The 12,415-nt window shown below is 69.7% G+C and carries 7 protein-coding genes; 1 reads left to right on the forward strand and 6 read right to left on the reverse strand.

Annotated features, from left to right (window positions below):
* Positions 1-105 precede the first annotated feature (105 nt).
* The 3 genes from VHA73_00735 to VHA73_00745 all read right to left on the reverse strand — a co-directional run bounded on the left by VHA73_00735 (position 106) and on the right by VHA73_00745 (position 5,170).
* Positions 106-885, reverse strand: a complete 780-nt coding sequence (locus tag VHA73_00735) for an ATP-binding cassette domain-containing protein (protein HVX16531.1) — start codon at positions 883-885, stop codon at positions 106-108.
* Entirely contained in the window at positions 882-3,680 is a 2,799-nt protein-coding gene (locus VHA73_00740) for a branched-chain amino acid ABC transporter permease/ATP-binding protein (protein ID HVX16532.1), read from the reverse strand. Before VHA73_00740 ends, VHA73_00735 begins: the two co-directional genes overlap by 4 nt.
* A 110-nt stretch (positions 3,681-3,790) precedes the next feature.
* Positions 3,791-5,170: a phosphotransferase family protein gene (locus VHA73_00745; GenBank protein HVX16533.1), complete on the reverse strand. Its 1,380-nt coding sequence runs from the start codon at positions 5,168-5,170 to the stop codon at positions 3,791-3,793.
* Positions 5,171-5,314: 144 nt separating this feature from the next.
* On the opposite strand from VHA73_00745, the gene VHA73_00750 reads away from it, so the two are divergent.
* On the forward strand, positions 5,315-6,520 hold the full coding sequence (locus VHA73_00750) for a CoA transferase (GenBank protein ID HVX16534.1): 1,206 nt from the start codon (positions 5,315-5,317) through the stop codon (positions 6,518-6,520).
* Between the two features lie 54 nt (positions 6,521-6,574).
* Here the strand turns inward: VHA73_00750 and VHA73_00755 are convergent, their stop codons facing one another.
* The 3 genes from VHA73_00755 to VHA73_00765 form a co-directional block, all read right to left on the reverse strand.
* Positions 6,575-9,769, reverse strand: coding sequence for a UvrD-helicase domain-containing protein (locus VHA73_00755; protein ID HVX16535.1), 3,195 nt, complete (start codon positions 9,767-9,769; stop codon positions 6,575-6,577).
* Between the two features lie 72 nt (positions 9,770-9,841).
* Positions 9,842-11,425 carry a hypothetical protein gene (locus tag VHA73_00760; protein ID HVX16536.1) on the reverse strand — a complete coding sequence of 528 codons (1,584 nt, stop codon included), beginning with the start codon at positions 11,423-11,425 and terminating at the stop codon, positions 9,842-9,844.
* Positions 11,422-12,369 carry an ABC transporter ATP-binding protein gene (locus tag VHA73_00765; protein ID HVX16537.1) on the reverse strand — a complete coding sequence of 316 codons (948 nt, stop codon included), beginning with the start codon at positions 12,367-12,369 and terminating at the stop codon, positions 11,422-11,424. The genes VHA73_00760 and VHA73_00765 overlap by 4 nt, the downstream gene beginning before the upstream one ends.
* Positions 12,370-12,415 lie beyond the last annotated feature (46 nt).

Below are 12,415 nucleotides of genomic sequence, written 5' to 3' on the forward strand. Positions count from 1 at the left end.
CTCCTGCCGCAGCCGGTCATGTCTGCCCGGTCCCCCGAGCCTTCCCCGTGTAGGAAAATAAGGATACCCTTTTCTCGGACACCGGGCAACGGCCTGATTCGGCCGTCAGCCAGCACCGAGGTACGCCTGCTCGAGGCGATCGCGGTCCTGCAGCAGCTGCGCGGCCGGGGCACGGAGCGAGACCTCGCCGTGCACGAGCACGAGCGCCTGATCAGCCACTTCGAGCGCGAGCTGCGCGTGCTGCTCGACCAGCACGACCGCTGCGCCGGTGGTGTCGGCGATCGTTCGCACGAGCGGCATCAGCCCCTCGACGATGACGGGCGCGAGGCCCATGCTCATCTCGTCGACCAGCAGCACCCGCGGTGCCTGCACCAGGGCGCGCCCGAGCGCCAGCATCTGTTGCTCGCCGCCCGACAACATCCCGGCCTTCAAGTTCGCCCGCTTGCGCAGCACGGGGAACAGGTCGAGCACGTCATCGACCGTCCGTCCCCTGCGTGGGCTGGCGCGCTTGGCCACACGCAGGTTCTCGAGCGTGGTGAGCTGCGTGAACAGGGCGCGATTGTCGGGCACGAGCACCACACCGAGCTGGTTCATCCGTCGGGCGGAACCGGCGCGGACTCTGGAGCCGTCGACTTCGATCTGGCCGGAGATCGGAGGCAGCAATCCCGACAGCGTCAGCAACAACGTGGTCTTGCCGGCGCCGTTGGGTCCCAGCACCGCCAGGATCTCGCCGTGGCCGACCGTCACCGAGAGGTCGCGGGCCACCGCCACGCCGTCGTAGCCGACCGTGACGTCGCACGCGAGCGCCGGACCCGTCGCGCCGTTGTCCCCACGGCCGTTCCTTGTGCCGTTCGCGGGCCCATCGGCCGAGCCGTCGGCCTTCACGTCGACACTTCTTCAGACCGTGCGGCGCCGAGATAGGCCTCAGCCACCCGGGCGCTGGCGCGCACCTCCGACGGTGTGCCCGAGGCGATCAGCTCGCCGAAGTCGACGACGTAGATCAGGTCGCACAAGTTCAACACCAGACCCATGTCGTGGTCGATCAACAAGATCGTGGTGCCGGCGGCCCGCACGTCGCGGAGGCGACCGGCGAGCCACTGGCTCTCCCGCGTGTCGAGACCGCCAGCCGGTTCGTCGAGCAACAACAACTGGGGACGGCTCACGAGCGCACGGGCCACGGACACCAGCTGGCGTTGACCTTGCGACAAGTCGCGCACGGGATCGTCGCGCCGGTCCTGCAGGCCCAGGTCGCCGAGCACGCGATCGACTTGCGCGTAGTCGTGGCCGCGCAGCACGCGCAGCGCCTTGCGGGTGCCGGCGAACTGGCCGACCACGACGTTCTCCGCGACGGACAGATCGTCGTAGAGGTCGATGCCCTGGAAGGTTCGACCGAGCCCCATCCGCGCACGCTGGTGCGGTTTGAGGCCGTGCAAGCGACGGCCGCCGAGCGACACCGTGCCCGTGCTCTTGGCAAAACCGCACAGCGCGTCCATGGCGGTGGTCTTGCCGGCGCCGTTCGGCCCGATGAGGCCGACGATGGCACCTTCGGGAACCTCGAACGACAGCTGATCGACAGCCTTCACGCCGCCGTACGTCACCGAGACCTCGTTGACCGCGAGCAGCGCCGGGCCGAGACCGCCGGGCGGCGCTGGGCCAGCCGCCGCCACGACCGGCGGCTCGCCACCAGGCTCGCCGGCCGCGGCCGACGCAGCTGGCGACTCCTCCGGGTCGCCAGTGTGCGACACGGCGCGGGCGCGGCGGCGCTTGTCGATGAGCAGGTGGAGGGGGCCGACCAGCCCCTCGGGGTTCTTCATCACCGTGACGATCAGGCCGATGCCCGAGATGATCGAGAACCACTGCCCGAAGTCGATCGCCCGATCGACGAGGGTGAAGACCAGGCCGCTCGCGGCGATGATGCCCGCCACCACACCGCCGGCCACCGAGGTGATGCCCGCAAGGTACGTGGTGGTGAACAAGTCGAGGCCGCCCAAAGCGCTGTAGCTCTGGAACGTGACCGTCGTCTGTTGGTACGCGATGAGGCACCCGCCGATGCCGGCGATGAACGCGGCGATCCCGAAGGCCAGGAGCTTCACTCGGACGACGCTGATACCCGTGGCCGCGGCAGACCGCTCGTCGGCGCGGACGGCGAGCATGGCGGAGCCCAAGCTGCTCTTGCGGAGCTTGGCCACCCCGACCGCGACTGCGACGAGCACGGCCAGGCAGAGGAACCCGAACGCCCGCCGCGGGTACGCGACGCCGGACCCGACGCTGAAGTCGATGCCGAACAGCTTGGGCGACACGACTCGGGCGCCGTTCGCTCCCCCGCTGAAGTCGGAGTTCCGGAACCAGACCGCTTCGAGCGCGACCGCGAGCGTGAGCGTCACGATCGCCACGAGCAAGCCCCGTATGCGCAGTGCAGGGAGGCCCACCACCACACCGATCGCGGTGGCAACCACGGCGGCGAGGAGCGGGGCGATCGGGAAGGGGATCCCCCAGGACGTGGTCATGCCCGTCAAGGAGAACCCGGCGACTCCTGCCAGCGTGAGCTGCGCAAGGGAGATCTGGCCCGCGTAACCGGTGACCACCACGAGGGAGAGCGCGATGACAGCCGAGATGAACGTGTAGATCAGCGCGCCGCGGATGCTGCCCTCGAGCGTCAAGAGGCCGATCGTGCCCGCCGCGGCACCGCCCAGGGCCGGCAGCCACACGCTGCGAGGTCGCGGTGCCCGGCCGAGCGTCGCCTGCACGAGCATCCCGCGGGTCGGCAGCGGCCGGCCGCTGACGACGAGGACCAACAAGACCAGCACCAGCGGCACGAGCTCCTCGGCGCCGGCCCTCGGCATGAAGGAGTACGTGCCCCGCAAGTGCACGACCTCGGCGCGCAGCATGCCGATCGCCAGGCCACCGAGTACGGCCGGGGTCAACGCCGACATGCGGCCGAGCACGGCGGCGGCGAGCGCCGGGACGATGAACAACGTGTACGTACCGGGCACCAGCGGGGTGAGGGGCGCGATCAACACTCCGGCGAGACCCGCGACCATCGCGCTCAACGCCCAGTTGACGAGCGCCACCCGATCGGGCGACACGCCGGACACGAGGGCGCCGACTTCTGACTCCGACGCGGCGCGCGTGGCGAGACCGAACGGCGTGAAGCGATAGAGCGCCGCGAACCCGAGGGCGACCGCCACCACCGTCACGGCGATCCACAACCGGTTGGCCGCCACGTGGATCGAGCCGATCGAGTAGATCGTGGTGGGGAAGATCTGCCCGACCAGAACCTGGTTGGAGCCCGCTTGCTGGGTGATCATGGCGGTCAGCACCGCCGCGAGCCCCAGCGACGCCACGGCCTTGGCCGCCGGGACCGCGTTGCGCAACGGTCTGAACACGACCGCGTAGAGCAAGACACCGACCAACCCCTCGATGAGCAGCGTGAGCACCAGCGCGGGCAGCATCGAGAGCGAGCCGCCGATACCGATGGTCGAAGCGAAGGGCGGGATGGGGTTCAGCAGTTGGCCTTGACGCAAGAAGGCGTACGTGTACGCCGCGTGCAGCGCGAGCGCGCCGGTTGCGAAGTTGAGGACTCCCGAGCTCCGGTACGTGACCACCAGCGCCAGCGCCAGCGCCGCGAACACGGCACCGTTGCCGATGCCGAGCAAGAGGAAGCTGACGTGTTCGGTCACGAAGAACCGATCCCCCGAGTCTGTCGTGCGATGCGATGGTTCGGAGGCGCCGCAGCCCTCCGCAGCGCCTCTCGAAACAGTACCCTGAATATGGAGGCGCTGCCGCGACCTCAGCGCAACGGGGGCCAGTGCCGATCGGCCAACGCACCCGACGCGGAGCGCAGCAGCTCCTCGTCGCGCGCAACCCGCCGCCACAGCACCTGCAAGTACGCCGCGTCCGACACCTTCCCGCCGCGCGCCGCCACGCGGAGCGCCTCGCGTCCCGACGCCACGTCGGCGGGGGGCGCGCCCAACGCACCGGCGAGGTCGTCCAGCTCGCCTTGCTCGTAGAACTGGCCGTGCAGGTTCACCTCGCGCAAGTGCTTGACGATGCGGGCCAAGCCTTTGGCACGCTGCTGGGCCAGCGGGTCGGCGATCTTCGGCACCACCACCTCACGGAGCTGGTGCAGCAAGGCCTGGTACAGCCAGTCGTGGTCGTCGTCGACGTCGGGGGCGAGCGGCGGCGCGTCGAGATCGAGGCCCAGGAGCGCCGCGATCGCCTCGAACCAGAGCCGCCGGTGGAGGACGCCGTAAATGAGGCCGTTGCCCACATCCATGCCTCCGCCCTCGACCTCCACGTAACGGTTGGCCCGCCGGGGCGAGTGCCCCATCACGAGGAGCTTCGTCTCGGCGACGACCTGGTAGTAGCGCACCCGCTCGTCGTCGACTTCCCATCCCACCAACGCTTCGTACTCGCGCAGCCGCGCCGGGAAGTCGGGGAACGGGTCCTGCGTGCTGCGCAGCGCCAACCAGGCAATGTCGTCCATGGGGTCGCCGAGATGGGCGAGCTCCCAATCGACCACGGCCACCACCCGGCCGTCCCGGTACATGAAGTTGCCGGGGCCGGTGTCGCCTTGCACCAGCACCACCGGCCCGTCGACATCAGGGATGTTGGCGCGCAGCCAGCGCATGGCGAACTCGAGCTGCGGGTCGGGGTCGCCACCGCGGGCGTCGATGATGCGTTCCCACTCGTCGAGCTCCCAGCGGACCATGGCGGGGATGGTGGTGGGCGCCGGGAAGCCCGGTAGCGACAAGCGGCGTACATCGGTGCGGTGCAGTGCAGCGAGCTGCTCCATGAAGTGCTGCGCCGTGCGGAGCGCGACGTCGGGATCCGCGATGCGCGAGAACCAGTTGCCGTCGGACTCGAGGCGCTCCGAGAGCATGGCCTGGTGCTCCCCGTGCACGCCGAGCACCGGCGGCACGATCACCTCGGTGTCCTGCAGCGCCAGGTACACCTCACTCTCGCGATGCAGCGTCCACGGGTCGGCGTGCGGGTTCGGCGCGCTGCGGTCGTAGCGGAGGAAGAGCTCGCGCCGCTCCCCCGTCGGTGCTTCGAAATCGACGAACCACGCTTCTTTGCGCGCGCCGCCGGGCTGGCGCCGGCTGTCGACCAGCGCACCCCCTGCGAGGTCTTCCATCCAGCTCACGAGATCCGCGGGGAGCGAGGCCATCTGCGACAGTCTGCCGACCGAAAAGGGAACACTCAATTCGACCATCTCGGCGGTCGTCATTAGAGTGTCCTCAATACCACGGCGAAGATCTCCGCAGCTATCGAGCCCCACCACGTGCCCCTCACCGACCAGGAGCCAACGACCATGACCCAGCCACTCGAAGGCATCCGGATCGTCGAAGTCGCCGCGTGGACCTTCGTGCCGGGCGCGGGCGCGGTCCTCGCCGACCTCGGGGCCGACGTCATCAAAGTGGAACCACCCACCGGCGATCCCCAGCGCGGCTTGATGAACTTGTTGGCGCGCCCCGACGCCCCGCGCGCGAACCCGTTCGTCGAGATACCCAACCGCGGCAAGCGAAGCGTCACGATCGACCTGGCGTCGGAGGCCGGCCACACGTTGCTGCTCGAGCTGGTGGCCACTGCCGACGTCTTCCTCACCAGCTACCTGCCCAAAGTGCGCACCAAGCTCCAGCTCGACCTCGCCGACATCCGCGCGGCCAACCCCGACGTGATCTACGCGGCAGGGAGCGGTTGGGGCGCCCGCGGGCCCATGGCAGACACCGGCGGTTTCGACCTCGCTGCGGCATGGGCCTCGGCGTCGATGGCTTACAAGATGAGCCGCGACGGCGGCGAGCCGATGTACCAGCCGGCCGCGTTCTTCGACCTCCAAGGTTCCAACACGATCGCCGGCGCGATCGGTACCGCGCTGTTCCACCGCGAGCGCACCGGCGAGGCCACCGAGATCGACGTGGCGCTGTTGCACGTGGGCATGTGGGCGCTCAGTCCCGACATCATGTCGGGCCCGATCGTCGGATCGATCCCCGTGCCACCGCGGACGATGTCACCGAACCCGCTCGTCAACTCCTACCGGACCAAGGACGAGCGCTGGCTGTACCTCGTGTGCCTCCAAGCCGACCGGCACTGGCAGGAGCTGTGCACGGTGCTCGAGCGACCCGACCTCGCCGCCGACGAGCGCTTCGCCGACCTGGCCACGCGGGCCGCCAACTCCACCGCGTGCATCGCCGCGCTCGATGAGATCTTCGCCGGTCACACGCTGGCCGAGTGGCAAGCGCGCCTCGCCGGCTTCACTGGCGTGTGGGCGGCGGCCTTGTCGCCCGCCGAAGTGCACGACCACGTGCAGGTGGGGCTCAACGGCTTCCTCCCCGAGGTGGCAGCGAGCGACGGCAGCACGTACCGCCTTCCCGCGCCGCCTGCGCAGTTCGGCGGCGAGGCGGCTGTCCCGCGCGGTCCGGCACCGGAGCTCGGCCAGCACACTGAGGAGCTGTTGCTCGAGCTCGGGCGCAGCTGGGAAGACATCGCCGAGCTGCGGGATTCCGGCGCGCTCGGCTGACCGTCTGGTCGCGGGCCGCGGCGCCGGCCGCCCCAGTTGCCGACCAGGGTCGGATCAGCGCTTCTCGACCGGGGCCCAGGCCAGCAAGAGGACTTTCTCACCCACCTCGGGAAAGCGGATCGTGGCCTCGGCTTGATCGCCGTGGCCGCGGACGTCGAGCACCACACCGTCGCCCCAAGTGGCGTGGTGGACGTCGTCGCCTGGCTCGAGATCGGCACCGCCCCCGGCTCCGTGGCGCGGGTCGGGGCGCGACGACCCGGCCTCGATGGCCGCGTCGACGATCCGCTCGCGGGCGCCGTAGATCCGCCCGCCCGGCTCCTCGCCTCGGCGCTCCGCCCGGATCCGCTCCAAGCGCGCTTTGCGCCGGTCGCGGCCCGCGTCGGCGTCACCGCGACCGAAGGTGGTCCCGGTGGGTGCGCCGGAACCGGAGTCGTCGCCCCCGCCGTGACGGTCGATGCCACGACCCGTGCGCCACCCCTGCTGCTCCGACCACGAGCCGCCCCGTGCCTGGGCCGGGCTCCGAGCGCCGTAGGAGCCTCCCCCTCGCGAGGGGCGGCGGTTGCCTTCGACGTGGTAGACGAGGTTGTCGGGGATCTCATCGAGGAAGCGGCTGGGTGGGTTGTACTGGGTGGACCCGTACAACGTGCGGCACCACGCGTGCGACAAGTGGAGCCACATCTGCGCGCGGGTGATGCCGACGTAGGCCAAGCGGCGCTCTTCTTCGAGCTCGTCGGGTTCGGTGATCGCCCGCAGATGCGGGAACACCCCTTCTTCCATGCCGATCACGAAGGTGGCCGGGAACTCCAGGCCCTTGGCGGCGTGCATGGTCATGAGGACCGTGTTGGTGGTGTCGCCGCCGACATCGGAGGCTTCGGGAAGCTGGTCGGTGTCGGCTACCAGGCTCACCTGCTCGAGGAACTCGTCGACCGTGTCGAACTCCTGCGCCACGCCGATCAGCTCGGCCAGGTTCTCGAGGCGGCTGTCCGCCTCCACCGAGTGCTCGGCCTGCAGTTCCGCCACGTACCCGGAGCGGTCGAGGATCGCCTGCAGCAGCGCGCCCGGCCCGTTGCCGACCACCTCACGCAGACCGTCGACGAGCGACAAGAACTCCTCGATCCCTCGCACGGCGCGGCCGGTGACGCCCGCTCCCTCGGCATTGCGAAGGGCCTCGAAGAAAGTGTGGCCGTGCGCCCGCGCCCAGGCGTCGAGGCGACCCACGGTGGTGTCGCCCACCCCCCGCTTCGGCACGTTGAGCACGCGCTTGACCGACACCTCGTCGGCGGGATTCACGACGGCATGGACGTACGCGATCGCGTCCTTCACCTCGCGCCGGTCATAGAACCGGGTACCACCGATCACCTTGTACGGCACACCGGCGCGAAACAGCGCTTCTTCCAGCACACGGCTCTGCGCGTTGGTGCGGTAGAAGATCGCGATGTCGCCCCAGCGCAACCCCTCCTCGTCGTGGAGGTGGTTGATGCGGTTCGCCACCCACTGAGCTTCGTCGGACTCGTCGTCCGCGTGGAAGCGAACGATCGCGTTGCCCTCACCCCGGTCGCTCCACAGCTCCTTCGGCTTGCGCGAGGCGTTGTTGGCGATCACGGCGTTGGCGGCGTCGAGGATGTTCTGCGTCGACCGGTAGTTCTGGTCGAGCACGATCACCGTGGTGTCGGGGAACGCTTCCTCGAACTCCGTGATGTTGCGGATGTCGGCACCCCTGAACCGATAAATGCTGTTGTGGACCAGCAGATCGTTCGCGAAGTAACTGTGGGTCGGCTCGACTTCGAGGTCGTAGACCGGACCGTCGTACGACCCGAAGTCGATCTCATCCACGGCGACCTCGACCATCCGGTCGCCCTCGCATGCGAGCAGCCGCATCCCCGGCCGCAACTGCGACAACGGCATGTCGTCGTACACCACACCGTCGACGCGGGTGCGCCGCGTGACGCCATCGCCTGACTGAGGGTCGAGTTGACGGGCGAAGGCGCGGGCCTCGCCGTAGTCCGCAAACAGGTCCAGCGTCGACTCGGCGGCACCACCGGAGACCCCTCGTTCGAGCACCACAGACCCACGCCCGGAACAGGCGCCAAGCGGACGCCGCAGCGAGGCCCCTGATCGCCCGGGACCTCGTACGGTGTGCATCCCGTCGGTGTCGCCGAACATGGTCAGCTCCACGGGCGCGCCGGCGCGGGTCAGATCGTCTTGCTCAGAACTGGTGCCCGCATCGGCCCGAGCGGGCACCACGTGCTCCGATGTTCCGACCAGTGTGTGCCCGCCCACGCGGACCCGGAACAACCGGCCCACGTGGTGGCTGCGCTTCACGTAGGTGACGACGCCCCGGGAGACACGAGCGCCGCCGGCAGCTCCGAGCACGACATCTCCCACGCGGATCTCGGCGATCGGTTTTTCGCCGGCCGTGGTCGAGATGCGAGTTTCCGGCGGGAGGCACTGGTCTGCGTCGCCGACCACGAAGACGTTGTGGTGCTGGGCGCCGAGCTGGAGGACGAGCTCGTTCTGGACGCGGTTGGTGTCCTGGTACTCGTCGACGAGCACGTGCCGAAAGCGTTCCTGGTAGTGGCCGAGCACATCGGGGTGCTGGCGGAACAGCTCGACCGTGTTGAGGAGCAGGTCGTCGAAGTCCATGGCGCCGGCGCGCAACAGGCGAGCCTGGTACTCGCGGTACACCTCACCGATGCGCCGCTCGAACACGTGGGTGGCCCGCTCGAGGAACTGCTCGACGGTGACGTGGTCGTTCTTGGCGGCGGAGATCGTGCTGTGGACCGACCGCGCCGGGAAGCGTTTGGTGTCGACGTTGAGGTCGCGCAGCACATAGCCGACGAGGCGCTGAGCGTCAGCCTGGTCGTAGATCGTGAACGATTTCGGGAAGCCGAGCCGGTCGGCGTCGCGCCGCAGGATCCGGACGCACGCCGAATGGAAGGTCGAGACCCACATCTTGTTGGCGACCGGGCCGATCAGCTTGCCGACCCGCTCCTTCATCTCGCCGGCCGCCTTGTTGGTGAACGTGATGGCGAGGATCTCGAACGGCGACACGTGTTGGGTCTGGATCAACCACGCGATGCGGTTGGTGAGCACCCGCGTCTTGCCCGACCCCGCGCCGGCCACGACCAGCACCGGCCCGGATGGGTGGGTGACGGCGTCGAGCTGGCTCGGGTTGAGACCCTCGAGCAGGTCCGACCCCGGCTCCGCCGGGGGAACCGACGCGGCCGGAACGTCGCCAGGGGAAGCCATCCCGCTCACCCTACCGGCGCCCTCCGACACCCTGGATCGCTGCCGAACGGCCGATCCGAGACGGCCGACCGCTCACCCGATGTCGCGCCGTGCAAGGCCCACCGCGCCGGCTGCGAGGCCCACCACCGCCACCACGCACAGCACGATCGCAGCCCCGTAGGGCATGGCGGCCGATGGGACGTGGGAGGTGGGCGCGAACGGCGAGACATCGCGCAGGAGTTGGGGTAAGCGCAGCATGTCGCCGAACACCCCGATGACGATCAGCACCGCCAGCACACCCCAGACGGCGTTGACCGCCCGGGGGAGCCAACCGATCAGCAACGCGGCTACGGCGGCCAAGACCCACAGCGCCGGGATCTGCGCGGCCGCGGCCGCCGTGAGGCGGGGCACTTGGCCCAGATCGTGGATCGACAAGCCGTACGCGAGTCCCGCACCGAGGCCAGTGGCCACCGCGACGAGCGCAGAACCGACCAGTGCGACCACCACGTGGCTCGCCAGCCACTGGCGTCGAGTCACCTCGGTGGCAAGGGTGAGCTCGCCGCGGTTCGACGTCTCCTCGTTGCGGATGCGCAACATGGCCTGCAGCGTGAACCCGGCGGCCACCAAGGCCAGCATCCCGAGCGTGGTGGCGAAGTAGAGGTCGACCAGCTTGCCGGCGCCGCCCTGCTCGAAGAACCGCCTGAGCTGCGGGTTGTCGCCGACGTACTTGCCGATGTCCTTGCCAACCGAGCCGTACGTGACGCCGCCGACGAACAACCCGACCGTCCAACCGGCCACGGTCGCCCGATCGAGCCGCACGGCCAGCCCGAGCGGGCGGAGCAACGAGCGCGCTGCCCGCTGCCGCCCGGGCCGCACCGACCACATCCCGGCGCCCACGTCGCGGCGACCGGCCAGCGCGATCGCCCCGGCGAAGAGCATGACCGTGACGCCGACGGGCAGGGCCAACGTCCACCACACGTCACCGGCGTAAGCCCGGGTGTACTGGCCCCAGCCGATCGGCGACGCCCACGACAGCGCACCACTTCCGACGTCGCCCACGGCGCGCAACACATACGCGAGCACCAGCACGGCGGCCGCGACGGCCCCGGCTGCACGAGCGTGCTCCGTCACCTGCGCGGCCACCGCCGCCACGGCAGCGAACACCAGCCCGACGGCGGCAAGCGCCAAGCTGAACGTGACCGACCCCACGACCGGAAGCCCCACTGCGATCAACAACAACGCGTTGAGGGCGGCGAAGGCGAGGTCGGCGCCGAGTGCAACCACGAGTGACGCGGCCAGCGCTGCGTCACGACCGACCGCTGCGGACCGGATCAGCTCAGCCCGGCCCTGCTCTTCCTCGCCTCGGGTGTGGCGCACCACCAACAAGATGTTCATGAGCGCCACGGTGATGAATCCGAAGGCGCCGAGTTCGAACACGGTGCGACCGCCGAGCGTGTCGATGCCGTGGGCCGGCGCTTGCAGCGCGATCGCCGCGGTGCTCCCATTGGCAGCGTCCGCGGCCTGCCGCAGCGAAGCGGCGTCGGGATACAACCCCTTGACGCTGACCGCGGTCACCAACGTCATCGCCGCCAGTCCGACCACCCAGATCGTGAGTCGCACCCGATCGCGACGCGCCATGAAGACCGCCAGGCGTTCGACGCCGGCCGCCTGGATCATGGGCGTTCGCCGACCAGATCGTCCGCGGTTCGCGGGTCAGCCCCGGCCCTGTCGCCGGCGTGAGCCGTGCCGCCGTAGTGGCGGAGGAACAGCTCCTCGAGCGTCGGGGGGTGGCTGGTGAGCGAACGGACGCCGAGCGAGGCCACCGACCGGACGACCTCGTCGAGCCGACTGCTGTCGGCTTGGAACGTGGCCGTCGTGCCGTCGACTCGCAGGTTGTGGACACCCTCGAGATCACCGAGTCGCGACGGGTCGCCGGTGACGTCCACCACGATCTCGGTCCGCGTCAGGTGCCGCAGCTCGGCCAGCGTCCCGGAATCGACCGTGCGACCGTCGCGGATGATCGTGACCCGGTGACAGAGCGCCTCGACCTCGGCGAGGATGTGGCTCGACAGCAGCACGGTGCGTCCGGCGTCGGCCAACTTGCGGACTTCGCTCTGGAAGGTGGCCTCCATGAGGGGATCGAGCCCGGACGTCGGTTCGTCGAGCAGGTACAACTCGACTTGCGACGCCAGCGCGGCCACCAGCGCGACCTTCTGCCGGTTGCCTTTCGAGTACGTGCGGCACTTCTTGGTGGGGTCGAGGGCGAACGAGTCGAGCAGCTCGGCGCGTCGCTGCTCGTCGAGCCCTCCCCGCAGCGAACCGAGCAGGTCGATCACCTCACCGCCGCTCAAGTTCGGCCACAGCTCGACTTCACCTGGCACGTAAGCCAGCCGGCGGTGGAGCGCCACAGCGTCACGCCACGGGTCACCCTCGAGGAGGTGCACGTCACCGCCGTCATGGCGCAACAAGCCCAGCAGCACCCGAATCGTGGTCGACTTCCCGGAGCCGTTGGGACCCAGGAACCCGTGCACCTCGCCGCGGCGCACTTGCAGGTCGAGCCCATCGAGGGCGGTCACGCGCCCGAATCGCTTGACGAGCCCGCGCACCGCGATCGCGTCCATGTCCTCAGGCTACGGCGCTGCTTCCCCGCGCGCCGCGGAGGTCCGC

Source organism: Acidimicrobiales bacterium (genome assembly GCA_035547835.1).
GTDB lineage: Bacteria > Actinomycetota > Acidimicrobiia > Acidimicrobiales > Iamiaceae > DASZTW01.